24 protein-coding genes are annotated in these 26,119 nt (G+C 44.0%); 6 read left to right on the forward strand and 18 right to left on the reverse strand.

Annotated features, from left to right (window positions below; all coding sequences use genetic code 11):
* Position 1 precedes the first annotated feature (1 nt).
* The 5 genes from rlmH to leuS all read right to left on the reverse strand — a co-directional run bounded on the left by rlmH (position 2) and on the right by leuS (position 5,275).
* Positions 2 to 472 carry a 23S rRNA (pseudouridine(1915)-N(3))-methyltransferase RlmH gene (gene rlmH / locus QF117_RS09870; protein WP_017034701.1) on the reverse strand — a complete coding sequence of 157 codons (471 nt, stop codon included), beginning with the start codon at positions 470 to 472 and terminating at the stop codon, positions 2 to 4.
* Between the two features lie 3 nt (positions 473 to 475).
* Entirely contained in the window at positions 476 to 793 is a 318-nt protein-coding gene (gene rsfS, locus QF117_RS09875) for a ribosome silencing factor (protein WP_282388760.1), read from the reverse strand.
* 62 nt (positions 794 to 855) lie between these two features.
* Positions 856 to 1,878, reverse strand: a complete 1,023-nt coding sequence (holA, locus tag QF117_RS09880) for a DNA polymerase III subunit delta (RefSeq protein ID WP_282388762.1) — start codon at positions 1,876 to 1,878, stop codon at positions 856 to 858.
* Between the two features lie 8 nt (positions 1,879 to 1,886).
* A complete protein-coding gene (gene lptE, locus QF117_RS09885; RefSeq protein ID WP_282388764.1) occupies positions 1,887 to 2,555 on the reverse strand; it encodes an LPS assembly lipoprotein LptE in 669 nt (222 codons plus the stop codon).
* Positions 2,556 to 2,698: 143 nt separating this feature from the next.
* Positions 2,699 to 5,275: a leucine--tRNA ligase gene (gene leuS / locus QF117_RS09890; RefSeq protein ID WP_282389454.1), complete on the reverse strand. Its 2,577-nt coding sequence runs from the start codon at positions 5,273 to 5,275 to the stop codon at positions 2,699 to 2,701.
* A gap of 121 nt (positions 5,276 to 5,396) precedes the next feature.
* Here leuS and QF117_RS09895 point away from each other — a divergent pair, with 121 nt between their 5' ends.
* Entirely contained in the window at positions 5,397 to 5,867 is a 471-nt protein-coding gene (locus tag QF117_RS09895) for a zinc ribbon-containing protein (protein ID WP_282388765.1), read from the forward strand.
* 181 nt (positions 5,868 to 6,048) lie between these two features.
* Here the strand turns inward: QF117_RS09895 and lnt are convergent, their stop codons facing one another.
* The 5 genes from lnt to miaB all read right to left on the reverse strand — a co-directional run bounded on the left by lnt (position 6,049) and on the right by miaB (position 11,781).
* On the reverse strand, positions 6,049 to 7,581 hold the full coding sequence (gene lnt, locus QF117_RS09900) for an apolipoprotein N-acyltransferase (RefSeq protein ID WP_282388766.1): 1,533 nt from the start codon (positions 7,579 to 7,581) through the stop codon (positions 6,049 to 6,051).
* Positions 7,582 to 7,610: 29 nt separating this feature from the next.
* Entirely contained in the window at positions 7,611 to 8,510 is a 900-nt protein-coding gene (gene corC, locus QF117_RS09905; protein WP_282388767.1) for a CNNM family magnesium/cobalt transport protein CorC, read from the reverse strand.
* A gap of 101 nt (positions 8,511 to 8,611) precedes the next feature.
* On the reverse strand, positions 8,612 to 9,079 hold the full coding sequence (ybeY, locus tag QF117_RS09910) for an rRNA maturation RNase YbeY (RefSeq protein WP_282388768.1): 468 nt from the start codon (positions 9,077 to 9,079) through the stop codon (positions 8,612 to 8,614).
* Between the two features lie 2 nt (positions 9,080 to 9,081).
* Positions 9,082 to 10,185, reverse strand: coding sequence for a PhoH family protein (locus QF117_RS09915; protein ID WP_282388769.1), 1,104 nt, complete (start codon positions 10,183 to 10,185; stop codon positions 9,082 to 9,084).
* Positions 10,186 to 10,356: 171 nt separating this feature from the next.
* Entirely contained in the window at positions 10,357 to 11,781 is a 1,425-nt protein-coding gene (miaB, locus tag QF117_RS09920) for a tRNA (N6-isopentenyl adenosine(37)-C2)-methylthiotransferase MiaB (protein WP_282388770.1), read from the reverse strand.
* Positions 11,782 to 12,042: 261 nt separating this feature from the next.
* Here miaB and QF117_RS09925 point away from each other — a divergent pair, with 261 nt between their 5' ends.
* On the forward strand, positions 12,043 to 13,194 hold the full coding sequence (locus QF117_RS09925; RefSeq protein ID WP_282388772.1) for a 2-octaprenyl-3-methyl-6-methoxy-1,4-benzoquinol hydroxylase: 1,152 nt from the start codon (positions 12,043 to 12,045) through the stop codon (positions 13,192 to 13,194).
* Positions 13,195 to 13,326: 132 nt separating this feature from the next.
* Here the strand turns inward: QF117_RS09925 and crr are convergent, their stop codons facing one another.
* The 5 genes from crr to cysZ form a co-directional block, all read right to left on the reverse strand.
* Positions 13,327 to 13,836, reverse strand: a complete 510-nt coding sequence (crr, locus tag QF117_RS09930; RefSeq protein ID WP_017034689.1) for a PTS glucose transporter subunit IIA — start codon at positions 13,834 to 13,836, stop codon at positions 13,327 to 13,329.
* A gap of 122 nt (positions 13,837 to 13,958) precedes the next feature.
* A complete protein-coding gene (gene ptsI / locus QF117_RS09935; RefSeq protein WP_282388773.1) occupies positions 13,959 to 15,683 on the reverse strand; it encodes a phosphoenolpyruvate-protein phosphotransferase PtsI in 1,725 nt (574 codons plus the stop codon).
* 138 nt (positions 15,684 to 15,821) lie between these two features.
* Entirely contained in the window at positions 15,822 to 16,079 is a 258-nt protein-coding gene (locus QF117_RS09940) for an HPr family phosphocarrier protein (protein ID WP_017034687.1), read from the reverse strand.
* Positions 16,080 to 16,378: 299 nt separating this feature from the next.
* On the reverse strand, positions 16,379 to 17,344 hold the full coding sequence (cysK, locus tag QF117_RS09945) for a cysteine synthase A (protein ID WP_282388774.1): 966 nt from the start codon (positions 17,342 to 17,344) through the stop codon (positions 16,379 to 16,381).
* A gap of 422 nt (positions 17,345 to 17,766) precedes the next feature.
* On the reverse strand, positions 17,767 to 18,510 hold the full coding sequence (gene cysZ / locus QF117_RS09950) for a sulfate transporter CysZ (protein ID WP_282388775.1): 744 nt from the start codon (positions 18,508 to 18,510) through the stop codon (positions 17,767 to 17,769).
* A gap of 224 nt (positions 18,511 to 18,734) precedes the next feature.
* Here cysZ and zipA point away from each other — a divergent pair, with 224 nt between their 5' ends.
* The 4 genes from zipA to QF117_RS09970 all read left to right on the forward strand — a co-directional run bounded on the left by zipA (position 18,735) and on the right by QF117_RS09970 (position 24,332).
* A complete protein-coding gene (gene zipA, locus QF117_RS09955) occupies positions 18,735 to 19,736 on the forward strand; it encodes a cell division protein ZipA (RefSeq protein ID WP_282388776.1) in 1,002 nt (333 codons plus the stop codon).
* 113 nt (positions 19,737 to 19,849) lie between these two features.
* Entirely contained in the window at positions 19,850 to 21,865 is a 2,016-nt protein-coding gene (ligA, locus tag QF117_RS09960) for an NAD-dependent DNA ligase LigA (RefSeq protein ID WP_282388777.1), read from the forward strand.
* A gap of 529 nt (positions 21,866 to 22,394) precedes the next feature.
* On the forward strand, positions 22,395 to 23,489 hold the full coding sequence (locus tag QF117_RS09965) for a porin (protein ID WP_282388778.1): 1,095 nt from the start codon (positions 22,395 to 22,397) through the stop codon (positions 23,487 to 23,489).
* Positions 23,490 to 23,570: 81 nt separating this feature from the next.
* Positions 23,571 to 24,332: a DUF2057 domain-containing protein gene (locus QF117_RS09970; RefSeq protein ID WP_282388779.1), complete on the forward strand. Its 762-nt coding sequence runs from the start codon at positions 23,571 to 23,573 to the stop codon at positions 24,330 to 24,332.
* 68 nt (positions 24,333 to 24,400) lie between these two features.
* On the opposite strand, the gene QF117_RS09975 is transcribed toward QF117_RS09970, so the two are convergent.
* The 3 genes from QF117_RS09975 to QF117_RS09985 are packed head-to-tail and all read right to left on the reverse strand — an operon-like array spanning position 24,401 to position 25,997.
* Complete coding sequence (locus tag QF117_RS09975) at positions 24,401 to 24,568, reverse strand: hypothetical protein (RefSeq protein ID WP_282388780.1); 168 nt, start codon at positions 24,566 to 24,568, stop codon at positions 24,401 to 24,403.
* 47 nt (positions 24,569 to 24,615) lie between these two features.
* The gene (locus QF117_RS09980) at positions 24,616 to 25,065 is read right to left on the reverse strand and encodes an NfeD family protein (protein WP_282388781.1); all 450 of its coding nucleotides are present in this window, start codon (positions 25,063 to 25,065) and stop codon (positions 24,616 to 24,618) included.
* Positions 25,066 to 25,073: 8 nt separating this feature from the next.
* Positions 25,074 to 25,997: an SPFH domain-containing protein gene (locus QF117_RS09985; RefSeq protein ID WP_282388782.1), complete on the reverse strand. Its 924-nt coding sequence runs from the start codon at positions 25,995 to 25,997 to the stop codon at positions 25,074 to 25,076.
* Between the last annotated feature and the right edge of the window lie 122 nt (positions 25,998 to 26,119).

The raw sequence follows: 26,119 nt of genomic DNA on the forward strand, positions 1-26,119 counted from the left end.
GTTACTCTCGATGATAAGGGTGATTGGCTGTAATACTCCAAGCTCTATACAGACTTTCAGCCATCAACACTCGTACAAGAGGGTGAGGGAGCGTTAGCGGAGAGAGAGACCAGCTTTGATCAGCCGCTGCTTTGCATGCCGGGGCTAACCCTTCAGGACCACCGATTAAAATCGATACGTCGCGTGCGTCTAGCTTCCAGGCTTCTAATTGTTGCGAGAGCTGTTCGGTGTCCCAACGCTTGCCCGGTATATCCAGAGTCACAATGCGATTGCCTTTTGGTACTGCAGCCAGCATTGCTTCCCCTTCTTTTTGTAGGATTCGAGCAATATCTGCGTTTTTCCCACGCTTACCTGCCGTTATTTCGATCAATTCGAGAGGCATGTCATGTGGAAATCGTCGACGATACTCTTGAAAGCCTTCCTCGACCCACTTAGGCATTTTAGTCCCAACGGCAATAAGCTGAATCTTCACAAACTAGCCCCAAAGTTTTTCTAATTGGTATAGCTCACGGTGCTCTTCTTGCATGACGTGAAGCATGGTCGTACCCATATCCACAACAACCCATTCGCCTTCTTTTTCACCATCCATACCAAACGTGTCTAAACCCGCTTGCTTCACTTCTTTTGCAACATGCCCTGCGATAGAGGCCACGTGTGTTTTAGAAGTACCAGTACAAATAATCATGTAGTCAGTGATGCTTGATTTACCTTGTACATCGATCGTTTTTATATTCAGTGCTTTCATATCGTCTGCTTTATCAGCAAGAAAGTTATTCAGTTCTTCACGTAACAAAAGGAATTCCTCAGGGGGTGTTAATGGGTGAATTTTTGGCTGCGCAGTATAGCATGCTTTTATTAGGATACCGCCAGGTTGATAGACGGCTGACACAGCTCTAAGCTCAATTGGTGCAATATTGGCCAAGGAGATGTGTCATATTGAGTTTTAGACAATATTTCGCACTGTGCAAGTAAGCTTAAACGTTGTTGAATAGCGACGAAAGAGAGTCGAGACAAAGCGCTGTTGTAAAGCGGTCGTTTCGATTGCCATATTCTGTGCTTATCGAAGACGTGAGATGCCGACGCTGTTTTGAGCTCTACTTGCAGCTTAAGCAAAAGCATAAGCTCTTTTTGAACTGAACGAATCAGGATCACAGGCTCTACCGATTCCGCTTCAAGCTGGCGTAAAATCCGTTGAGCTCGTTTTGCTTTTCCAGCCAGCAGTGCATCGATCCAATGAAAAGCAGTAAAATGGTTATGACGGCTTAGGGATTCTTCCAATCTAACCAGAGTTAATTGCCCATCGGGGTAGAGAAGTGCTAATTTTTCTAAGCTTTGGGATAGGGCAAATAAGTTGCCTTCATGCCATTGAGCCAGCATTTGTCTGGCTTCTGCATCTGCCGTTAACCCCAGTGCATTGCAGCGAGATTGAACAAATTGCGGCAGTCTTTGAATGTCTGGTGTTAAGCAACTGACCCAACAACCTTGGCTATTTAAGGCTTTGAACCACTTAGCATTCTCTTGCGCTTTGGTGAGTTTTCCACCAATGATGATCAGCAAAATATCAGGATGAAGCATAGCGCATAGTGACACAAGCTCTTTGGAATGCCCTGCATTCAGCCCAGCTTCTGTCACTTCTAATTCGATCATTTGGCGAGCGGAAAATAAGCTGAGTGCTTGACAGCAATCGTGCACATCATTCCAGTTTAGGTTGCTGTCTAAGGTGAATCGATGACGTTCATCAAACCCTTCTGTCTGCGCTTTGTTTCGGATAGCCTGGTGGGATTCTTGAATCAGCAGTGGCTCATTACCAAACAGCAAATAGACAGGATGGAGTTGCCTATTCAGTTGATCCGAAAGTTTGTCGGCGTAAATGCGCATGTTCGGCTCTATTGGGCAGAGTCTGAAGCGGTGGCGTTGGCTTCCGCTTGTGGGTTTGAGACTTGTGGCAATTCACCTTCAATGGTTTTGATTTTGTACTGCTCTTCCGTATTGTCATAACCCGCAACGAATTGCTCTTCAAGGAGCATTTCATGTGCTTCGATATCGGCTCTTAGTCGGCCCATCTGACGAATGATTTGTGTTGACGCGAGTTTACGCATTTCATCTTCGATCATGTCACGTTCCACTGACTTCGCTAAAGCGGTCAGTGGGTTATCAAGGTAGCTTCGAGTCACGCTAGTAGAAAAGGTCTTCGCGCCTAATTCAGGAATGGTGACGCGGTATGAGGCTCGAAAGGTCAACTCAATTTCTGCTGTGCGAGGCCCTGTGCTTTGTGAGCCTTGGTAAAGTGACAATGTGCGTTCACCAACACCCTCGCCCAATAAGTGCATGTTTGGGACTTCTTCATTCGGCAACACGAGTTCCACATCATTTAGGCGAAATTGATTTTTGACCACTCGCGTAAAAGTGCTGTATTGATCGTAACTGGTGATAGAAATCGTCGACAGCTCTTCGGGTACAGAGTAATCACCACGCAGATGGAATCCGCATGCCGAAATTAAACTGGCGCTGAATACAACGCAAGCAAGTTTAAATGAGTTAGAAGTCAGGCGCATGTTTAGGAGGCTCTCATTAATTGGAATACTTATCTAATGGCTCTCTGTGCTTATCAATGGAACAAGATGCAGAGCGATTAGATAAGTAAGCAGGGTGGATAAGCACCCTGCTTAGATTACACGTAACTAAAGTCTAAATTACATTAGTTTGCCACGATGTTAAGCAGCTTTCCTGGTACGTAAATCACTTTACGAATGGTTAAGCCATCTAGGAACTTAATGGCGTTCTCGTCGTTAAGGCCAAGCTCTTTGACTGCATCTTCTGTAATATCAGCAGGAACTTGTAGTTTCGCCCGTAGCTTACCGTTGATCATAACCACAATGGTTTTTTCATCTTCAACCAGTGCCGCTTCATCAAACGTCGGCCATGTTGCTGAGTCAACATTGGATTCGCCCAATGCAATCCACATTTCGTAAGAGATGTGTGGCGTCATTGGGTAAAGCATGCGAACAACCGCTTTCAGTGCTTCATCTAGAATCGCACGATCTTGTGTTGATTCTTGCGGCGCTTTCGCTAGCTTGTTCATGAGCTCCATGATGGCAGCAATCGCGGTGTTAAAGGTTTGACGACGAGCGATATCATCGGTGACTTTTGCGATGGTCTTGTGAACGTCACGGCGAAGTGCTTTTTGGTCGCCAGAAAGCGCAGATGCATCAACTGCCTCGGCAGCACCCTTAGATGAGTGTGCATGAACCAGTTTCCAAACACGCTTAAGGAAGCGGTTTGCCCCTTCAACGCCAGATTCTTGCCATTCAAGTGTCATGTCTGCAGGAGACGCAAACATCATGAATAGACGTACGGTGTCAGCGCCGTATTTGTCGACCATTTCTTGAGGGTCAATACCGTTGTTTTTAGACTTTGACATCTTGATCATGCCAGAGTGCTCAACATTACGGCCCTGATCGTCGGTTGCCTTTTCAATACGGCCTTTTGCATCACGCTCAACGGTCACGTCTGTGGGTGCGATCCACTCTTTCGTGCCTTTTTCATTTTCGTGATAAAACGCATCAGCTAATACCATACCTTGGCATAGTAGTTGTTTGTATGGCTCATCAGAGGTGACATAACCCGCATCACGAAGCAGTTTATGGAAGAATCGAGAATACAACAGGTGCATACAAGCGTGCTCGATGCCACCAATGTACTGGTCAACCGGTAGCCAGTAGTTTGCTTTCTCTGGATCCAGAATGTCATCCGCTTGTGGTGAACAGTAACGCGCGTAGTACCAAGACGATTCCATGAAGGTATCGAATGTATCGGTTTCACGAAGTGCTGGCTCACCATTGAATGTCGTTTCTGCCCAAGACTTATCTGCTTTGATTGGGCTCGTTACGCCATCCATTACTACGTCTTCAGGAAGAATGACTGGAAGTTGGTCTGCTGGTACTGGGTGAACTTGGCCATCTTCAGTGGTGACCATTGGGATTGGAGCGCCCCAGTAACGCTGGCGAGATACCCCCCAGTCACGCAGACGGAAGTTGACAGTCTTTTTGCCTTTGCCTTCAGCTTCAAGCTTGGCAGCAATGGCATCGAACGCTTCTTGGAATGCAAGGCCATCAAATTCACCAGAATCAAACAAGACGCCTTTCTCTGTGTAAGCCGCTTCAGAAACGTCTAGCTCAGAACCGTCTTCTGGTTTGATGACTGGAATGATGTCGATACCGTATTTCACTGCGAACTCGTAGTCACGTTGATCGTGAGCAGGAACCGCCATTACCGCGCCTGTACCGTAATCCATAAGAACGAAGTTAGCGACGTAAATAGGAACAACACGACCGTTAAGAGGGTGGATAGCCGTTAGGCCAGTATCCATGCCTTTCTTTTCCATCGTTGCCAATTCGGCTTCAGCCACTTTGGTGTTACGGCATTCATCAACGAATGCTGCAAGTTCAGGGTTGTTCTTAGAGGCTTTCTCTGCCAGTGGGTGACCTGCCGCGATGCCCACGTAAGAAACACCCATTAGCGTGTCAGGACGCGTCGTGTACACTTCTAGAGGCGCTTCTTCACCGTTAACAGCGAACGAGAGCTCAACACCTTCAGAACGACCGATCCAGTTACGCTGCATGGTTTTCACCATTTCAGGCCAACCTTCAAGGTTGTCTAAGTCATCTAACAACTCTTGAGCGTACTCTGTGATCTTAATGAACCACTGTGGAATCTTCTTTTGTTCTACAGGCGTGTCACAACGCCAGCAGCAACCATCTTCTACTTGCTCATTAGCAAGGACAGTTTGGTCGTTAGGGCACCAGTTAACCGAAGAGGTTTTCTTGTAAACCAGGCCTTTTTCGTACAGTTTGGTAAAGAACTCTTGTTCCCAACGGTAATATTCTGGCGTACAGGTGGCGAATTCACGGCTCCAGTCATAACCAAAGCCGAGTAATTTCAGCTGGTTTTTCATGTACTCGATGTTTTCATATGTCCACGGTGCTGGCGCCGTTTTGTTCTTGACGGCGGCGTTCTCAGCAGGAAGGCCAAATGCATCCCAACCAATTGGCTGCATGACATTTTTTCCTTGCAGACGCTGGAAGCGAGATACCACATCACCGATGGTGTAGTTGCGCACGTGACCCATGTGCAGTCGCCCACTAGGGTAAGGAAACATAGAGAGACAGTAGAATTTTTCTTTATTTGGGTCTTCACTTACAACAAAGGTCTTGCTGTTGTCCCAGTGCTGCTGAACTTTTTGTTCAATGTCTTGCGGGTTATATTGCTCTTGCATCGATGATATCCGGTTATCTTGGAATTTGTGAGTTCGGTTAGAACAGATACGAGTAGATCGACATAGAATACCTAAAGGAGCGAAGTACAACAATAGCCAATCTGTCATGAAGGGGTCTGTTATGCCAAAACATAAAGCGGGTTACGAAGATATGTTCGATGAAGTCGTAGAAACATTGAAAAGTAGCCCTGAAGAAATTACCCATGTTTTTGAAACATCCGCTAAGGTCGTCAGCGCTGCTAATGATATGACTAAAGATGAGCTTTCTTTGATCTCAGCGTATCTACAATCTGACTTTAAGGCGTTCGCTGATAATTATGAAGAGAGCAAAGGCAGCCCGTTTTCGATCATGATTTCAGACTCAATTTGGCAAGGGCTGCTTGATATTACCGATCGAACAAAGGTTGAGTGGGTCGAGCTGTTTCAAGATCTTGAACACCAGGGGCTCTATCAGGCTGGGGATATGATAGGGCTTGGTATTTTGATTTGTGATGATTGCGGTCATAAGGTGCAGTATAACCATCCCACAAAAGTGATTGCTTGTACGCAATGCGGCCATACCGGGTTTAGTCGTCAGGCATTAAAGCCTTAGCGAATATTATATTCTGTTTTTCGCTGGGAGCCGCTAACACCGATAATCTAGCACTGAACAAATCATCTTTGTTCTTAGGTACGAGGTACTAGGTTATCGGTTGTTAGTGTTAAGTACTGAGCGCGTTGCTGTTAAGTACTGATCGTTGAGCGTTGATCATTAAGTACGAAAGCTCAGGGCCTTAACGTTTAGGCTTAGCTACGGTGTTACGAGCTGCAATGGTTGAAAGAACCAAGCTTAAAGCCACCCAAATATACAATGGCCAAGTCCCAACATTACGATAAGGGGTCTGGCCGATTGTTGATTGGAGAGTGGCCGTTAACACCGCGGTCTCAAATTGTGCGACTTGTTCGATAATATTCCCTTTAAAGTCGGTTACCGCTGTTACACCGTTATTGGTAGAACGAATCAAAGGTTTGCCTAGCTCTCGGGCTCTCATTCTCGCAATCTCCATATGTTGCAGCGGGCCAATAGAGTCCCCAAACCAAGCATCATTAGAGAGCGTTAGAATAAAGTCCGTATCATCGGTGACGTTTCGCCTAACTTGTTCATTAAATATAATCTCATAGCACAGCGCTGGCGCCATATGACGACCATTGGCGATGATGTTAGGTTGAACAAAGTCCCCTTGACTGAATGAGGACATTGGCAGATTAAAAAATGGCGCAATCGGTCTTAAAATGTCTTCAAATGGAACGAACTCACCAAAAGGTAATAGGTGGTGTTTATGATAGCGTTCATTTGGGTCGTAACTGTAGTCGCCGTAAGGTGTGTTGCCAATGGCGAGGACACTATTGTAAAAGTTATCCGTGTCACTTTTGTTCACAACACCGGTAATGATTGCCGTTTGGTTTTCTTTAGCGGACTCATCAAGACTTCGTAAAAAAGCTGGGATCTCAAATTCAAAGGCAGGAATGGCCGCTTCTGGCCAGATAATGATATCCGCATCCCAGTGTTCACGGCTTAGATCGACATATTTCATGATTATTGGCCAGCGCTGACTGGGTACCCATTTACTGGATTGGTCAGTATTGCCCTGTATTAATGCTACTTTCGTCGAATTGTCAGAGTCGGGAATTACCCAGTCAACATTTCTCAGGCCAAATCCAGAAGATAAGATGACGCATGGAATGAGTAATATTGACCATGAACGGCTAAATAGGGCAAAAGCCATGGCTGCAGAAGAGAGCACCAGCAGAAAAGTGACGAACTCGACGCCACCTATGGGTGCAAAGTTCGCGAGTGGTGAATCTATTTGACTGTAGCCTAGCCATAGCCATGGAAAGCCAGTCATTACCCAACCGCGTAGCCAATCGGTAAGAAGCCATAAAGCAGGAGCGGCTAGGATAAATCGATGGCGACTGACCAGAGGGAAGTAACGGTTTAATAACCAAGCGAACAGACCGCTATATAGAGCAAGATAGCCGACCAGTAGCGCCATCAAAAACAGGCTCGCTATTTTGGGCATGCCGCCGAAGACATCAATACTGATATGGACCCAGCTGATGCCGGTGGAAAATAAGCCGATTCCCCAAGCATAACCAATAAAAAAGCCTTGTTTGGATGATTGCCCTTGGAGTAAAGCTAAAAGTAACAACGGGCTAATGATAGCCAGCGGCCAAATTTGATAAGGAGCAAAAGCCAGAGTGGTTAAAGCGCCAACAAAAACGGCCCCTAAAGGCCGCTGTAGGCGATGAATAATGTTATTAGTCATCTATCAAGATTCTCGAAAGCGAGGTTGGATTATTCTTCCGTTGGTTGAGGAAGGGGTTCTTCATCGGGTACGGTGACTTGAAGTTGCAGTACACGTCGGTTATCAGCAGCCGAGACCTTAAACGCATAATGATTGATTTCAACCACTTCACCACGCGAAGGTAAGTGACCCAAGGCGCTCATTACAAGTCCTCCTACGGTATCCACTTCATCCGCACTGAAGTTAGTTTGGAAAGTTTCATTAAACTCATCAATGGTGGTTAAGGCTTTGACCGAGAAAGTATGTTTACTCAATTTACGAATATCCACTTCTTCTTCGTCGTCAAATTCATCCTCAATTTCACCGACGATCTCTTCGAGAATGTCTTCGATAGTCACAAGGCCAGATACACCGCCAAATTCATCGACGACAATCGCCATGTGGTAGCGTTCTTCTTGAAACTCTTTAAGTAAGCGGTCAACGCGTTTACTTTCAGGAACAACGACCGCTGGACGAATAACTTCTTCTATTGCAAAGGTTTCACTTTCAGAGCCCAAATACTTGAGTAAGTCTTTGGCGAGAAGTATTCCCTCTACATGGTCTTTGTCTTCGCTGATCACGGGATAACGAGAGTGCTGCGCATCGGTTATCAAAGAGACGAGTTTATCAAGATCGTCACTTTTTTCTACCGTGACAATTTGAGACCGAGGTATCATGATGTCACGGATTCGCATTTCAGATATTTCAATAACACCTTCAAGCATATCGCGCGTATCATGGTCAATTAAATCGTTTTCTTCAGAGTCTCTGATGACATCGACCAGTTCTTGGCGATCTTTGGGCTCTGTTTGAAAAAGTTGTCCAAGACGTCCTAAAAAGGACTTTCTACTCGGACCTTCGGCCTTTTCTTTTTTACCTTCCGGCGAAGAGGGAGGATTACCTTCGTTCATTTCTTCTCATATCTATATTGCTACCAAAAGTGTGATAGCGCACATAATTGCCTTCGACAGTTTCTTAAAGGCAAACCAAATTGTTCGGCGATGATTGTATTTTAACTCAGCTTTTCATCTTTATAAGGGTCTTCAAACCCCATTGATTGCAAAATTTCTGCTTCTAACGCTTCCATTTCTTCGGCATCAGCATCGTCAATATGATCATAACCTAGCAGATGCAGGCTACCATGTACAACCATATGCGCCCAGTGTGCAAAAACGGGTTGATTTTGCTCCTTTGCTTCGCGCTCAACGACTTGGCGACAAATGACGAGATCACCGAGCAGATCAAGTTCAATACCAGGAGGCGCTTCAAACGGAAAGGACAACACGTTAGTGGGTTTGTCTTTGCCTCTGTATTGATGATTGAGCTCTTGGCTTTCTTCACTATCGACAATGCGAATAGTCACTTCCGCTTGTTGCTGAAAGTTTGTCACAGCTTTGCTTAACCAGAGATGAATGTCGGCTTCGCTTGGGAGGCCTTGCTCGTCTTCAACGGCCAGTTGCAGGTCTAATTCAATTGTCATGCTTATTTGGGCTCTTTGATTTCAGGTGATGCTTGATTGTTGACGAGAGGCGTTGATTCGGTATTGAGTGCTTCTCGCTCTGCACGGCGACGTTTTTCGATTTCTTTGCGTTCTTTCTGATCTTGTGTTTCCCACTTCTCATAAGCATTTACGATTCGGGCAACGACAGGGTGCCTAACCACATCATCAGAGAGGAAGAAGTTAAAGCTGATCTCGTCCACTTCACTGAGCACTTCGATGGCGTGTCTAAGGCCTGAACGTGCCCCACGAGGTAAGTCAATTTGTGTCACGTCACCAGTGATAACAGCACGAGAGTTAAAACCAATACGGGTTAAGAACATTTTCATTTGTTCTACCGTCGTATTCTGACTTTCATCGAGGATGATGAAGGCATCATTTAAAGTACGGCCACGCATGTAGGCGAGAGGGGCGACTTCAATAACGTTGCGTTCAATCAGTTTTTCAACTTTCTCGAAGCCAAGCATCTCAAACAAAGCGTCGTAAAGAGGGCGCAAGTAAGGGTCCACTTTTTGGCTTAGATCGCCAGGAAGGAAACCGAGTTTTTCACCCGCTTCGACTGCTGGGCGTGTCAGTAAAATACGGCGGATCTCTTGTCGCTCAAGGGCATCCACGGCAGCCGCCACAGCGAGGTAAGTTTTCCCTGTACCAGCAGGGCCGATACCAAAGCTAATGTCGTGGGTGACCATATTCACTAAATATTGCGCTTGATTTGGCGTACGAGGCTTAATTACCCCTTTTTTGGTTTTAATGAAGACTTCTTTGCCATGTTCGAGCGTAGGTTCAGTCGTTTGCTCAAGAACACCCGATTGCTTCACATTGAGATGAATATGTTCAGGTTCAATATCGGGAATATTGCCACGTACCGGAGCGGTGTCGACATAAAGAGATTTGATAATATCCAGTGCAGCTGCGGCTGTATGGGGCTTACCAACAATGGTAAAGAAATTGTTTCTATGGTTTATTTCAACGCCCAATCTGCGTTCTAAATGCTTGATGTTGTCATCGAAAGGACCGCATAAACTGGCTAGTCGGCGGTTATCTGAAGGTTCTAAGTTAATTTCTAGCGTAACAATTTTATTGCTCAAGGTTGCCTCTCATTTTAAACCAGTCGCGTCTATTTTAAACTAATAGCAAATTTAAACTAATAGCAAAAAGCCCGATTGAGACCGGGCTTTTAGTCACGATATCTCTCATTCTAAGATGGTCACTTAGTGAGAGAATTTCAAGCTTTATATATCAGCTTTCTGATAAGGATCTTATGGGGTAAAGGTGGCTACACCTAACTCATCTTCACGTTTTGTTTGTGCCATCATTTGAGTTGGAGAAATCACGCTACGAAGATCCATCTCTTTTTCCGTGCGGATTAGTTCTGCACGAAGTGAGTTAGCGAAAACATCGGTGATTTTTACATCGACAAATTGGCCAATAAGATCAGCTGACCCTTCAAAGTTTACAACGCGGCTATTTTCAGTACGGCCACGAAGTTCCATCAGGTTCTTCTTAGACGGGCCTTCAACCAAAATACGTTGCTCAGTACCTAGCATTAGGCGAGAAAAACGCATTGCTTGGCTATTCACCTGTTGTTGTAGTTCCCATAAACGATCTTTCTTGGTTTGCTCTGGGAGATCACATGGGTAATCTGCCGCAGGTGTCCCCGGACGTGCTGAGAAGATAAAGCTAAAGCTCATATCGAAATCTACTTCTTTAATCAGCTTCATCGTATCTTGGAAGTCTTTATCACTTTCACCTGGGAAGGCGACGATAAAGTCAGAGCTGATTTGAATATCAGGGCGCGCTTTACGTAGCTTACGAATGATGGATTTGTATTCAATCGCCGTGTGAGGACGTTTCATCATCGTCAGGATACGATCACTACCACTTTGTACAGGTAGGTGAAGGAAGCTAACTAGCTCTGGCGTGTCTTCATAAACGGCGATGATATCGTCAGTAAATTCTAGTGGGTGGCTGGTTGTAAATCGAATACGGTCAATGCCATCAATAGACGCAACAAGGCGTAATAACTCGGCAAACGAACAGATTTCACCATCGTGCTGTGGGCCACGATATGCGTTTACGTTTTGACCAAGAAGGTTGACTTCGCGGACACCTTGTTCAGCCAGTTGAGCCACTTCAAACAGAACATCATCCATTGGACGGCTCACTTCTTCACCACGAGTGTAAGGTACAACGCAGTAAGTGCAGTATTTTGAACAGCCTTCCATGATCGAAACAAAAGCCGTTGCGCCGTCTGCACGAGGCTCAGGAAGGTTATCGAACTTCTCGATTTCTGGGAAAGAGATGTCCATAACCGGCGCTTCATTTGAAAGGGAAGAAGCGATCATTTGTGGCAGTCGATGAAGCGTTTGAGGACCAAAGATAACATCAACAAACGGTGCGCGTTGACGAATATGGTCGCCTTCTTGTGTGGCGACACAACCGCCAACACCGATAACAACGCCTTCTTTTTTATCTTTAAGGGTTTTCCAACGACCAAGCTGGTGGAACACTTTCTCTTGGGCTTTTTCACGAATAGAACAAGTGTTGAGTAGCAGTACATCTGCCTCTTCTGGATCTTCGGTGAGTTCGTAGCCATTGGCTGCGTTCAGTAGGTCTGCCATTTTTGATGAATCGTACTCATTCATCTGGCAGCCCCATGTTTTAATTAGTAGTTTCTTGCTCATTTCTGTTCGCTCGATCGTTAGTTTAAAATAAGGGAGCAAATCGCCCAGTGTTTCTCCGCCTAAAAGCGCCTATGAAAGGCTGTCGAGGCGGCAAGCGGCGTATTGTACTGCTTTCAAAACCGACTGACCAGTGATTAGGCAAAAACTAATGTTGAGGATAAAGTGCGTAAATTTTGCGAAATGAAAGCCAAATAAAGAGGCTTACATTATCGTTATGAAAACGTACAATAAATTGTCTTGAATAGTTTGAGTTACGATCTGATGAAGAAGTATGAAATTGCAGTAGTAGGCGGTGGTATGGTTGGCGCAGCGGTTGCCATCGGCTTTGCTAAACAGGGGCGTAATGTCGTTGTGATTGAAAATCGACAGCCAGAGAGTTATAGCGTTGCTCAAACGCATGACATTCGCGTTTCTGCTATTTCTCACGCATCGGTTTCGTTATTAGAGCGCTTAGGGGGATGGAAGCATACATCTGCAATGCGTGTTTGCCCTTATAAGCGTCTTGAAACATGGGAGCACCCTGAGTGTAGAACCCGCTTTCATTCTGATTCACTCGATTTGCCTGAGCTTGGGTACATTGTCGAGAATCGACTGATTCAATTAGGTTTGTGGCAAGAGTTCTCCCACTACCCCAATTTGGAAATTAGGTGCCCAGAGCAATTAAAATCGATTGAGTTCGCTAATTCGAATCAACTGACATTAGAGTCAGGAGAGGTTATCGAAGCAGAATGGGTTGTTGGTGCTGATGGTGCTAATTCGCAAGTCAGACAACTATCGGGTATCGGGGTCACAGCGTGGGACTACCGCCAGCACTGCATGCTCATTAATGTCGAGACAGCGCTTGCTCAACAAGACATTACTTGGCAGCAATTTATGTCTTCAGGTCCTCGGTCGTTCCTTCCGTTAAGTGGCCAGCACGGTTCACTTGTATGGTATGACGCCCCGAAGCGTATCCGTCAACTCAGTGCCATGGACAATGAGACTTTAAGAACGGAAATACTTTCCCACTTTCCGAAAGAGTTAGGTGACATCAAAGTACTAGAGAGCGGCTCTTTTCCACTCACTCGTCGACATGCTCAGCAATACGTAAAAAACAGATGTGTTTTAGTTGGAGATGCTGCTCATACCATTAATCCACTTGCAGGACAGGGGGTTAATTTAGGCTTTAAGGATGTCGTGTCACTGCTGGATGAGACAGAAGGTGGTGAGCTTAAACTGGATGACCTTTCGCGCTATGAAAGTAAAAGGCGTAGGGATAATTTACTGATGCAAACTGGAATGGATCTCTTTTATAAAGGATTTAAATCCACAAACCCACTGACTAAGTTTGTTCGTAATGGTGTGCTAAAAATAGCGGAGAACTCTGGTGCATTAAAAAATGAAGTACTGAAATACGCGGTTGGATTGAAGTAACAAATCCAGTTACGTAAAGAATAACGGGCTCGCGGATAGTTAAACAGTAAACGATAGTTAAACAGTAAACGTTAGATACAAAAAACGCTGCAAAGAGCAGCGTTTTTTAATTCTTCGAGTAGTTAAGTCAGATTACTTAGTTACGCGTAGAACTGGGTTCTCACCAACAGTGACAGAACCAGAAAGCTTGTTCAGCTCTTTGATTTCGTCCATGTTAGAGATAACAACTGGAGTAAGTGTAGATTTTGCTTTCTCTTCTAGAAGCGCTAGGTCGAAAGTGATGATAGTGTCACCAGCTTTAACAGATTGACCTTCTTCCGCTACGCGAGTGAAGCCTTCACCTTTTAGCTCAACAGTATCGATACCGAAGTGAACGAATAGTTCAACGCCATCGTCAGACTCAATAGAGAATGCGTGGTTAGTTTCAAAGATCTTACCGATAGTACCGTTTACAGGAGCTACCATTTTGTCGCCAGCAGGCTTGATTGCGATACCGTCACCAACGATTTTCTCAGCGAAAACCACATCTGGCACATCTTCGATATTTACGATTTCACCAGAAAGTGGTGCGATGATTTCGATTGCACCAGCATCAGCGCTGTCATCAGATACAAGCTTTTTAAGTTTGTCAAACAGACCCATTGTGTCATGCTCCTAACGTTTAGTTTTATTCTGTCAAATATAGTATACCAATCATAAACAATAGACGACTACTTTTAGTCGTCTAACTCTTTTTGTCGCTTATGACAGTGGTTACCAGCAGATTATTGAGTTTTCTCTGCAATGAACTTATCTACACAAGCTTCAATTTCAGCAGCAGTCGCGAGTGAAAGTGCTTCCTCAGCCATAGCTTTAACTTCTGCGAAGTTAGAGTTACGGATAACTTTCTTAACTTTAGGGATAGAGATGCCGCTCATTGAGAACTCATCTAGGCCCATACCAAGAAGCAATAGCGTTGCACGTTCATCACCTGCTAGCTCACCACACATACCTGTCCATTTGCCTTCTTTGTGAGAAGCATCGATGACTTGTTTGATAACAAGTAAAACCGCTGGAGATAGTGGGTTGTATAGGTGAGAAATCATCTCGTTACCACGGTCTACTGCAAGAGTGTATTGCGTTAGGTCGTTAGTACCGATAGAGAAGAAAGACACTTCTTTCGCAAGGTGGTGTGCGATTGCAGCAGCTGCTGGAGTCTCAACCATTACGCCGATTTCGATGTCTTCATCGAAAGCCAGGCCTTCAGCGCGAAGTTCAACTTTGTACTCTTCGATGGCTTTTTTCAGTTCACGGATCTCTTCAACAGAAATGATCATTGGGAACATGATACGCAGTTTACCGTGTGCAGATGCACGTAGGATGCCACGCAGTTGATCGCGTAGGATTTCACGACGGTCTAGGCTAATACGTACTGCACGCCAGCCTAGGAATGGGTTCATCTCTTGAGGAAGATCCATGTATGGAAGGTCTTTATCGCCACCGATATCCATAGTACGGATAATCACTGACTCACCTTCCATCGCTTCGGCTACTTCTTTGTAAGCAATGTATTGCTCTTCTTCAGTAGGAAGTGCTGTACGGTCCATAAATAGGAACTCAGTACGGTACAGACCAACACCTTCACCACCGTTACGTAAAATACCATCACAGTCTTTTACCGTACCGATGTTGCCACAAACTTCTACACGGTGTCCGTCTAAAGTTTCAGCATGTAAGTCTTTCAGTTTTGCTAGCTCAGCCGCTTCTGCTTCAAAATCGGCTTTGATTTTTTTAGCCGCTTCTAGTTCAGCCTCAGAAGGGTTAACGATGATTTTATTGTTCATCGCGTCTAGTACGAGCATGTCGCCGTTCTTTACTTGCTTAGTGATATCGTTAGTACCCACGATAGCAGGAAGTTCAAGTGAACGTGCCATGATTGAAGTATGAGAAGTACGACCGCCGATGTCACAAGCAAAACCAAGAACGTAGTCTAGGTTGATTTGTGCTGTTTCTGATGGTGTTAGGTCGTAAGCGACGAGGATAACTTGCTCGTCAATGTCGCTTAAAGAAACGATGTTGATGCCGAGTGCATTTTTAACGAAACGTGTACCAATATCACGGATATCTGTTGCACGTTCTTTTAGGTATTCGTCGTCTAGAGATTCTAGCGCACACGCTTGCTCTTCGATAACAGTATGAATTGCGTTATCAGCGTGCATTTTGTCTTTTTTGATGAGTGCTAGGATTTCTTCCTCTAGCTCTTCATCTTCAAGAAGCATAATGTGACCTTCAAAGATCGCTTCTTTTTCTTCACCGAATGTTTCAAGCGCTTTTTGCTTGATCATTTCTAACTGTGCAGAGGATTTATTACGAGCGTCAAAGAAGCATTGGACTTGAGCTTCGACTTGGTCGTCTGAAATCGAATGTGTATTTAGGACAATTTCATCTTCTTGAAGAAGTAGTGCTTTACCAAAAGCAATACCTGGAGATGCTAGGATACCTGAAATCATAGCCTTACCTTAAATTGGTCAACTGTAAACGGGAGAGTGTAACTAAAGTGCTAACGATAAGTTGTAGCTCACTTTTTGCCCTATTTCCAATAAAGCCATTTTGCTTTCACAAAATGGCTTTAAAAATAGGGGACCGGATTAGTGTAGCTGGTCCATTAGTGCTACTAGGTGGTCAACAGCTTGTTGTGCTTGCGGGCCTTCAGCTGAAATAGTGACTTTTGTGCCTTTAACTAGGCCAAGAGTTTGCAGCTTGAAAAGGCTCTTAGCGCTAGCGCTTTTACCGTTAGAAGTCACAGTGATGTCCGCATCAAAACTTTTTGCTTCTTTAACGAACTGTGCAGCTGGACGTGTGTGAAGGCCATTTTCTGCAGTGATTTCTACTTGCTTCTCGTACATGTTATTACCCCAATTGATTTATTTTTTGTTAGTTTATTCGTCTAATTTAGCTTAACTCTTTCAACAACTTTCTGCTACCTGAGTAACGTCGTTTCCGTGTCAGAACTGATACTAGATCAAAGTTATGCAACCGCGAATCTTATCCATATGGCGATTCGACATTGTCTAAATATGTTTATCGCTTCTTTATTTTGAAGCTAAAAATAAAACCGTCTTGATAGTACCAAAGGTGCGGCAGGGATCAACAAAAAAGCCCCTAAAAGGGGCTTTTTTGTAGTAAAAATTGATTTGACCACATATTACTGCTGGTTCTCTTTCTCTCCAAAGATACCTGCAAATAGGGCTGTACTTAGGTAACGCTCACCTGAACTTGGTAGTACGGCAACGATAGTTTTCCCTGCAAATTCAGGCAGTTCAGCAATTCTATTAGCAGCAACGATAGCTGCACCAGAAGAGATTCCCGCAAGGATACCTTCCTCTTCCATTAGGCGCTGAGCCATTTCGATTGCTTCTTCCGAAGTGACGGCTTCAACACGGTCAAGTAATTCTAAATCTAGGTTTCCAGGGATGAAGCCTGCACCGATACCTTGGATTTTGTGCGGAGCTGGCTTCACTTCTTCACCGGCTAGCACTTGAGCAATCACTGGCGATTCAGCTGGCTCTACTGCGACGGAAGTCAATGTGTCTTTCTTGCTTTTCAGGAAGCGGCTCGTACCTGTAATGGTACCGCCCGTTCCAACGCCAGAAACAAGCACATCAACGTCACCATCTGTTGCATCCCAGATTTCTGGTCCAGTTGTCTTTTCGTGAATTTGTGGGTTTGCTGGGTTGTTGAACTGTTGTAGCAAAAGGTATTTATCAGGGTTTGAAGCAGCGATCTCTTCAGCTTTAGCAATAGCGCCTTTCATGCCTTTTGCCGCTTCTGTCAGTTCCAGTTTTGCGCCTAGTGCTTTTAGCAATTTACGGCGCTCAAGGCTCATTGATTCAGGCATAGTCAGCGTCAATTTGTATCCACGAGCAGCTGCTACGAATGCTAAGGCGATACCAGTGTTACCACTTGTTGGCTCAACCAATTCAACACCTTCTTTCAGTGTTCCTGCTTTTTCTGCTTCCCAAATCATGTTAGCACCAATACGGCACTTAACACTGAAGCTTGGGTTACGGGCTTCAACTTTAGCCAGTACTTTACCGTTACTGACTTTGTTTAAGCGTACAAGTGGAGTGTTACCAATCGTTTGTGAATTGTCTTCGTAGATCTTGCTCATGTTGATGTTCCTTCATTACACGTTTTGTGAATATGTGTAGAAGAATATGCGCTAAGTAAAAAACGGAAAAGGATTAAAAAGTTATAACATATAGAAGCAAGGTAGGTTATCTGGCAAATGCACCCTAGCAAACAGAGGTGTCTGCTAGGGCGTGTTGACCTTTCGAGCTGATTTTTGCAGCAACTTGATGGGTATTTAGACAAGGCAGAGGCTTAGATATGTAGTTATTTTACTTGAGAAGCCTCTAACGCTGTATCAATACCCAACAAGTGCTGCCCGAAGGGTTCGGTTAAAATCGTTTTATGCTTTGTTGAGAAGTCTTTGCTTAGAATAACTAGGCATCATACTTCTCGCCGCGCCTAAAACGATTTTATCTCGAACAAAATTTAACCGCGAAAGATCAACACGCCCTAGGATTTTTATCAGATTTTGTTTTTATATTCTGCTACCCACATAGCGGTTGCACCGCAAACAGCAACAGGCATGACAATGAGGTTTAGAATTGGAATCGTGGTGAAAATAGCAACTAAAGCCCCAAAGCTGTAGGTTTTGGTTTGATTTTGTTTCAAATGGTGTCGCATTTGATTGAACTCAACCTTGTGGTTATCAAATGGGTAATCACAATACTGAATGGCAAGCATCCAAGCTGTGAATATAAACCATAAAATTGGGCCTAGGGTTTGGCCAAAGGCAGGGATAAGCAATAATAAAAATAATCCAATGGCTTTGGGAATAACATAAAGGAGCTTTCTCCATTCGCGTGCGAAAATACGAGGCAGATCTTTAACTATAGAGAGAAGCCCATCGTCGTTAACCGAATGACCGATTAAGTATTCTTCGACTTTTTCAGCCAGTAGCCCATTAAAGGGGGCGGCGATGAAGTTAGCCAATGTGCTAAAGAAATAGGAAAACGTGGCTAAAACGGTAATCACAATGAGGGGCCAAAGAATATAGCTGAGCCAAGTCAGAAACTCAGGCAGTTGCGCCATCCACTGAGTTATCCAATTGTCCATATTGGAAAAGAGGTAAAAGAGCGCGCCGCCCACCAGAATAATATTCGCCATCAGAGGCATAAGAACAAATCGACGAATTCCAGGAGTTAATGCTAACTCTAACCCGTAGAAAAAATACCCAAACCCACTTCGTTGTAAAGACCTTGCGTCCATTCAGAAATTACCCTTTTTGTGTCGTATTCTCTATTCTACTTAACTTTGTTAATAAAAAAAGAGGATGAAATTCTAATCAAGGTTGAACTTATTACATTAATTTGTTCTAAAAGAGTCATGAGTTTTGGTAGAGTAACACCAGTATTTAGGTTTTTTCCCTTGATGTGAACGGAATACAGTTCGTTCGATCATTATTTTTATCATCAAGTTATTGAGAGTTAAGTATGCAGGAATTGCGATTCGTACTTATTATTGTCGGCGCATTGGCGATAGCAGCGTTACTGTTTCATGGTCTGTGGACCAGTAAAAAAGAAGGGAAAACCAAGTTTGGTGATAAACCACTCGGTAAATTGAAGACAACAAAAGACGAAACAGAAGTCCCCCCTGAGCGTGGGTTTGCTCCTGAAGACGATTATGAAGTGGTTCGTAAAAAGCGGAAAGCACCGAACTTTCAAAATGATATTTCGACGGATGCAGATCCTTTGATTGACTCTGATCCCCTCATCGACAGCTATGAATCTCAGCTTGAGCCCATCATGACCAATGCTCAAGACACCGAACGTGATGATCAGGAGATTCCTTCTTTTAGTGCGATTAGCGATACAGACATTCCTGTTGAAAGCCATTTTAACGAATTAGAGCACTCAGAGAATCAACCTGACTACGCACTAAGCAGCGAATCAATGCCTGAGGTAGAGCTAGACAGCACCGATGACATAGACAGTATTACCGAAGAAAACCAAACAATTGATGTGGCTGAGTCGGCAAATGTAAATGAGAGTAGTACTGAACGCACTGAGCCAGAGGTGGAAGTCATCGTCCTTAACGTTCATTGCGCAGGAGACAGTCCTTTTACTGGCATTAAACTTTTCGATAGCATGGAGCGAAACGACTTGAGCTATGGCGATATGGATATATTCCATTACCATGCCGATGCGTCGCCAACCAGTAAGGTTTTGTTTAGTGTGGCAAATATGATGCAGCCGGGGACACTAAAACATGATGATCCAGCTGATTTTTCGACCAAAGGTATTTCTTTCTTTATGACGTTACCTTGTTACGGTGACGCTGAGCAAAACTTTAATCTGCTTTTAAGAACCGCTCAACAAATTGCCGATGATTTGGGGGGGAACGTGCTTGATGACCGACGCAACCTCATGACCCCAGATAGGCTGTCAGCGTATCGACGACAAATTCAAGAGTTTAAAACGGCTTTGCCTGCTTGAGTTTAAGAGCCTAAGATAGAAGTAACAAAAACGCTTTTTACAAAGGAGGCTCCTGATTGGAGCCTTTTTTATTGTTGTCATTCACACATCTAATTACCTGTTTAGAGAATATTATGTCTGATCTAATTGCTGACAAATTAAACCAACTCAAAAATACACTTCATTACCATGCGGTCAAATATTATGTAGAAGATGCCCCTGAGCTCCCTGATGCGGAATACGACAGATTGATGCGCGAGTTACGAGAGATAGAAGAAAAGCACCCCGAATTAATGTCGGTTGATTCTCCGAGTCAACGTGTAGGGGGAAAGCCCCTAGAAGGTTTTGAGCAGGTAACGCATGAAATGCCTATGCTGTCACTGGATAACGCGTTTAGCGACGCCGATTTAGATTCGTTTCAAAAACGTCTGAATGATCGATTGGCAGGGGAGCGGGTAGAACACTATTGCTGTGAGCCGAAGCTTGATGGGCTAGCGATCAGTCTTTTGTATGAAAATGGAGTGTTAGTCCAGGCGGCAACGCGTGGAGACGGGGCGACGGGCGAGAATGTGACAGAGAACGCTCGAACAATCAAAGCCATTCCATTGAAACTACAAGGAGAAGGATGGCCGCAACGTATAGAAGTGCGAGGCGAAGTTTTCTTACCTAAAGCTGGTTTTGAAAAAATGAACCAAGAAGCGCTTCGCAAAGGCGATAAGGTGTTTGTTAACCCTAGAAATGCCGCGGCGGGCAGCCTTCGTCAGTTAGATTCAAAAATTGCCGCTATGCGACCGCTGAGTTTTTATGCATACAGTGTCGGTATAGTCGAAGGTGGTGAGCTATCCAATAGTCATTATCATCGTTTTCTTCAGTTAAAAAGCTGGGGCCTACCCATGTGTGCGGCAACAAAGCAGGTCGCTTCGCTTGACGAGGTTAAACAGTATTACAAAAGCATCTTAGAGCGCCGCAGCGAATTGGAATATGAAATAGACGGTGTGGTTATAAAAGTAGATGACACTGAACAACAAAATGTATTGGGGTTTGTCGCAAGGGCCCCAAGATGGGCGATTGCCTATAAGTTTCCCGCCGAGGAAGAGCTGACTAAGCTCAATGACGTTGAATTCCAAGTCGGGCGCACCGGGGCAATTACACCCGTTGCAAAGCTGGAACCTGTTTTTGTCGGTGGGGTGACGGTGAGTAATGCCACCTTACATAATGCGGATGAAATAGAACGTTTAGGAGTAAAAATTGGCGATACGGTGATCATACGCCGTGCGGGAGACGTGATACCTCAGATTGCTTCTGTGATATTAGAGCGCAGAACGGAAGATTGCCAAGACATTACATTCCCAACCCATTGCCCTGTATGTCAGTCTGATGTTGAACGATTGGAAGGAGAGGCGGTCGCTCGATGCAGTGGCGGGCTAGTTTGCCAAGCTCAACGTAAAGAAGCGTTTAAGCACTTTGTTTCGCGTAAAGCGTTGGATGTCGACGGTTTGGGTGTAAAAGTGATAGAGCAGCTGGTTGATAAAGAGATGGTCTCGACGCCAGCAGATTTGTTTAAACTGTCTGCGGGTGTTTTGACGGTTTTGGATCGCATGGGGCCTAAATCGGCACAAAATATAGTGTCTGCCCTTAACAAAGCCAAAGAAACTACGCTTGCGCGATTTATCTACTCTTTAGGTATTCGAGAAGTGGGTGAAGCAACCGCTAATAATTTAGCGCAGCATTTCTTGACCTTAGAGGCGATACAAGTGGCGACTCATGAGCAGTTGCTTGACGTTTCCGATATCGGTGAAATAGTCGCTGCGCACATCACCACATTTTTTGCGCAAGAGAAAAATGTCAATATCATCCGAGATTTGATTGATCAAGGTGTCCATTGGCCAGACCTTTCACTGCTTCAAGACAGTTCTTTGCCAAAGCCATTAGAAGGTAAAGTCGTGGTATTGACGGGCTCTCTTTCTCAATTAACCCGAAGTGAAGCGAAAGAAGCGTTGCAAAAACTGGGCGCGAAGGTAACGGGCAGCGTGTCGAAGAAAACCGATATGCTATTTGCGGGCAGTGCAGCAGGGTCTAAGTTAGCTAAAGCAGAAGAGTTAGGCATAGAAGTGAGAACGGAACAAGATTTGGTCGATTTAATCCCTTAGTTATCTTTATTAAGCGGATAAAAATAGCTAAAAAACCCAAAAAAGGCACGAATCCGATAAGGTTGGTGCCTTTTTTTATGCTCAAAATATAGTCTTGTGAATTGTGGCTAACAACAAAAATAAAATAGAGTGATGTTGTTCAAATTATTAGTTATAGGTTGGTTTGACGCTAAAACTATGCGATCCACTTCAAGTAAAGTTTGGATAATTTTTCTTTAAGTTATTGTTTTTAAATGGTTTGATTTTGATTTGCTAAAGTTCATTTTATTTATAAGATCTTGATCACTAACTAGAGCAAAGTTTGGCCTGGCTCATATTTTTTTAGATAAAAATTAAGTTCTCGTTGATATTTTTTGATGCAAAGTTAGTCTGTAACTCATGGATGCACGATGTGTATGCAGGAAATAAGAAAATCAAAAATTAAGACTAATTTAGATTTTCGACATAGGAATTGTTTTCTCCCTTCGGCGGCCAACTTAAGGTGAGAAATATAAAATAGCTATATATCCATTTTTTAGGAGTTTTTTCCATGGACAAAATGTTTAAACGTACACTTTTAGGCGCGGCAGTTTCTCTTGCTGCAGTTTCTGGCTCAGCTAACGCTGCAATCGAACTAGCGGGTCAAGCGGTTCAAGTTTATGGCCAAGCGGCTGGTGGTGTTCAGCTTTGGTCTCCAAGCGGAGAAGGTAAAGACAACACAGTAGTTGTTGATATTGAATCTCGTATCGGCTTCCGTGGTGTAGTTGAGTTCGATGATTTTGCTCCAGATTTCGTGTGGCAGATTGAAGGTCAGAATGCTAACAATAGTACAAATGGAGGCCAATTTGGTGCTCGTGATACATACATTGGTTTCGCATTTGATGGATTAGGTTCATTCAAATTTGGTCGTCAGCTAGTTGCTGCATACAACTACGTCGATTGGCCACACTCAAACCCTGGCCTAGGTAACGTTTTTGATTGGCACAATGCGATTGACGCATCTTACGCTGACCGTACAGATAACAATCTTCGTTTTGATTCAGTGTCATTTGGTGGTTTCAATATTCAAGCAACACTAAGTGGAATGGGTTCAACAACAGATGCACTAGTATCAAGTGTTGGTGCTTCTTTCTCTAGAGATTCATTTAGCATCCACGGTGGTTACTACCACCAAGGGGAGTATGACACCTCTGGTACTAACGATGCTCCAATTGTCAAGAACCCAACTACTGGTGATTACGAGATCAACAAAGAATTCGGCCTAGCTGTGTTAGGTAAAGGCGGTGATGTTTCTTACGCTATCGTTGGTGGTTCAGCTTACTTAGGTGACGTGACGTTAACAGCTGCATTCAAAAACATGCAAAACAACCGCACTGACGATTCACAAGATGCATTCTCAGCGACAGCTCAGTATGTGATCGGTGGTCAGTGGGTTCTAAAAGCGGGTTACGCAGCAACTTCTGAGTCAGATAAGAAAATCAAGTCTAAAGGTGCGGACGATAGCTCTACAGCAATTACTGGTCGTCTAGGTTACTTGCTTCCAAGTACTTACCTATACGCAGATGTACGTAACTACGATATGCTAGGTGACACTAAAGGCGATGATGGCACACGCTTCATCGTTGGCGCAGAATACTACTTCTAATCAGTTACATAGCTAGCAGTATTATGTAGTATAAACGAGCATCTAGATTAGATGCTCGTTTTCATTTAAAGGAGAATATAAATGAAAGTAATGAATAGAATGTTAGTTGTTGGTGCCATGATTACTTCATTCGCTCCTATGGCTGCCGTTGATGTAACCATTGATAGAAACATATCTGCAGTGATAGCCAATGGTGAAGAAGTTGGATTCTTTGTATTAAAGAAAAGTACATTCGAGTATGAGAATGGGCAAAATCAAATTGTTGTTAGAGTTGCCCAACTTGTCGATAAACAGGGAGAAAAAGAAAAGTTTAATTCACACCCTGTTGTTATCACATTTGATGCTGCAGATACGACTTTGAAAATTGATATAGAATCTGACATCACTCGAGTAGAGCACGCAGAAGCATTCAATAAAGATCCACGTTTTGTAGTGACGGATAAATCCGGTAAAGAGATTAAAGTAAAGCAAGATATACTGCCTGCATCGAGCGGTATTTCTCGCGATTATGTCAAAGAATTAGCTCGATATAACTCGAAGCATTCTATTGAAGGCATGGCGGTAGCGACAACAGCAACAACCGCCGTTGCTGTAGAAAGCCAGCCTGAAGCGAAAACGTCCCCAGCTCCGAGCCAGCCATCTCAAATGGTTGAATATTGGTATGAGAAAGCGTCTAACGAAGAAAGAACCGTATTCAGTGATTGGGCGTTTGATAACAGAAAAACTAAAGAAGTAGAAGTTATCGAAGGCAGTAAAGCATTAGAAATGACCAGTTACTGGTATGGCCAAAGTAATATGAAGGAAAGAAAACAGATTTTAGCTTGGTTATTAGAGCAAGAATAAACTTACAAGGCAGGTGAAATGTCAGTGATAAACACCTGCCTATTACCTCATACTTTTTACCCTTTGGTTTATACTTTGTGCCCTTTGTTTTGTTGGCACATAAACGCCGTTAACCTTACAACGTCACCACTTTCAAGCTTACAGTCAACAAGTGGCCCCGTCTGCGGAGTCCCTGTATTTGATAATGCAGGAAATGAGAAAACTAAGGCTAAAAACAGGATTTTGACTCGGTTCATTTTTTATCCTCTTTTTTTATACTTCAAATTTAGAGGTTGTTCGTCAATTAAACAACCTCAACTTTTAGAGTGATGCCATCCACCCCTATTATTTTGATCGTCTGCCCAGAAGATATCGCTTGAGATGTCTCTGCTTTCCAGGTGGAATCCCCAACTTTTAATCGACAAGATCCAGCGGGTAAATCTTCGCTCACTGTGAGTATTTTTCCCACGAGTTGCTTTTGTTTCTGATTTAAGTCTCGGTTTTTATCGTCTTGGGTATCGTTTTTGATTTGCTTTCTCCACCACAACCAAGTGGTGATGAGAGAGAATACGCCAAACGAAACCCACTGAAGCTGCCAGCTCATCGGTAAGCTAGACAAGATAACACCGACGATGAGTGCTGAAATACCTAGCCATAAAAAATAACCAGCGGTGCCTAGTAATTCCATTGCGAGCAGGGCGAGGCCAAACGCTAACCAATGCCAATGATTGATTGAATCTAAGAATTCCAACACATGTTCACCTATTTTTCTTTCGTTGAGTCTGTCTTAAACATTTCAGCAATCCCAGTGATTGAACCCATCAATCCGGTGGCTTCTAATGGCAACATAATGATCTTGCTATTTTCCGCTTCACCGATAGATTTCAATGCTTCGGTATAGCCCTGAGCGATAAAGTAGTTAACCGCTTGCATGTCACCTTGAGCAATAGCCGTTGATACCATTTCCGTCGCTCTGGCTTCTGCTTCTGCGGCACGTTCACGGGCTTCTGCTTGCAGTATTGCCGCTTGTTTATCGCCCTCGGCCTTTAATATTTCAGATTGTTTGTGACCTTCGGCTTTTAATATTTCGGCCTGTCTGACACCTTCCGCTTCTAAAATATCAGCACGCTTATTTCGTTCTGCTTTCATTTGGGCATTCATTGCGGCTGTTAAATCGGCAGGGGGCTGAACATCTTTGATTTCGATTCGAGTTACTTTAACGCCCCACGGGTTGGTCGCTTCATCGACAATAGTGAGCAGCTTAGTATTGATCATATCCCGCTGACTTAACATTTCATCGAGCTCCATTGAACCAAGCACGGTACGAATATTCGTTAGCGTTAAGTTACGAATAGCATGAGACAAATCAGTGACTTCATAGGCGGCTTTGGAAGCGTCGATACACTGTATGAAGCAGACTGCATCAATAACGACGTTAGCGTTATCTTTAGAGATTACTTCTTGAGCGGGAATATCAAGCACTCGCTCCATCATGTTGATTTTTTGTCCGACACGATCAACGAACGGAATAATGATATTAAGGCCAGGCTGTAATGTATGAGTATAGCGGCCGAAACGTTCAACCGTCCAATGACTGCCTTGGGGAACCGTCTTAACCGCTGAGGCAATAACGGCGATGGCAACGAAGATAAACACGCTGATAGTAATAAGAGAATCAATTGGCATAACCATTCCTAACTTAGGTTTTTGTATGAATTGTCGTCTATTTTAGCGCGTTTGGATTAGGAATAGTTAGGCAGAGTCGTCGTTTTTAGACAACTTAAGGTTGAAATGACAACCTTAAGTTG

The sequence above is a fragment of the Vibrio sp. YMD68 genome (assembly GCF_029958905.1).
Lineage (GTDB): Bacteria > Pseudomonadota > Gammaproteobacteria > Enterobacterales > Vibrionaceae > Vibrio.

Excerpts from the sequence above, each read along its gene's own strand:
- miaB (WP_282388770.1), bottom strand. The coding sequence starts at position 11,781 with ATGAGCAAGAAACTACTAATTAAAACATGGGGCTGCCAGATGAATGAG.
- corC (WP_282388767.1), bottom strand. The coding sequence starts at position 8,510 with ATGAACGAAGGTAATCCTCCCTCTTCGCCGGAAGGTAAAAAAGAAAAG.
- ligA (WP_282388777.1), top strand. The coding sequence starts at position 19,850 with ATGTCTGATCTAATTGCTGACAAATTAAACCAACTCAAAAATACACTT.
- lptE (WP_282388764.1), bottom strand. The coding sequence starts at position 2,555 with ATGCGCCTGACTTCTAACTCATTTAAACTTGCTTGCGTTGTATTCAGC.
- cysZ (WP_282388775.1), bottom strand. The coding sequence starts at position 18,510 with ATGGACGCAAGGTCTTTACAACGAAGTGGGTTTGGGTATTTTTTCTAC.
- QF117_RS09965 (WP_282388778.1), top strand. The coding sequence starts at position 22,395 with ATGGACAAAATGTTTAAACGTACACTTTTAGGCGCGGCAGTTTCTCTT.
- zipA (WP_282388776.1), top strand. The coding sequence starts at position 18,735 with ATGCAGGAATTGCGATTCGTACTTATTATTGTCGGCGCATTGGCGATA.
- QF117_RS09895 (WP_282388765.1), top strand. The coding sequence starts at position 5,397 with ATGCCAAAACATAAAGCGGGTTACGAAGATATGTTCGATGAAGTCGTA.
- lnt (WP_282388766.1), bottom strand. The coding sequence starts at position 7,581 with ATGACTAATAACATTATTCATCGCCTACAGCGGCCTTTAGGGGCCGTT.
- cysK (WP_282388774.1), bottom strand. The coding sequence starts at position 17,344 with ATGAGCAAGATCTACGAAGACAATTCACAAACGATTGGTAACACTCCA.
- ybeY (WP_282388768.1), bottom strand. The coding sequence starts at position 9,079 with ATGACAATTGAATTAGACCTGCAACTGGCCGTTGAAGACGAGCAAGGC.
- QF117_RS09975 (WP_282388780.1), bottom strand. The coding sequence starts at position 24,568 with ATGAACCGAGTCAAAATCCTGTTTTTAGCCTTAGTTTTCTCATTTCCT.
- holA (WP_282388762.1), bottom strand. The coding sequence starts at position 1,878 with ATGCGCATTTACGCCGACAAACTTTCGGATCAACTGAATAGGCAACTC.
- crr (WP_017034689.1), bottom strand. The coding sequence starts at position 13,836 with ATGGGTCTGTTTGACAAACTTAAAAAGCTTGTATCTGATGACAGCGCT.
- QF117_RS09970 (WP_282388779.1), top strand. The coding sequence starts at position 23,571 with ATGAAAGTAATGAATAGAATGTTAGTTGTTGGTGCCATGATTACTTCA.
- QF117_RS09925 (WP_282388772.1), top strand. The coding sequence starts at position 12,043 with ATGAAGAAGTATGAAATTGCAGTAGTAGGCGGTGGTATGGTTGGCGCA.
- ptsI (WP_282388773.1), bottom strand. The coding sequence starts at position 15,683 with ATGATTTCAGGTATCCTAGCATCTCCAGGTATTGCTTTTGGTAAAGCA.
- leuS (WP_282389454.1), bottom strand. The coding sequence starts at position 5,275 with ATGCAAGAGCAATATAACCCGCAAGACATTGAACAAAAAGTTCAGCAG.
- QF117_RS09985 (WP_282388782.1), bottom strand. The coding sequence starts at position 25,997 with ATGCCAATTGATTCTCTTATTACTATCAGCGTGTTTATCTTCGTTGCC.
- QF117_RS09940 (WP_017034687.1), bottom strand. The coding sequence starts at position 16,079 with ATGTACGAGAAGCAAGTAGAAATCACTGCAGAAAATGGCCTTCACACA.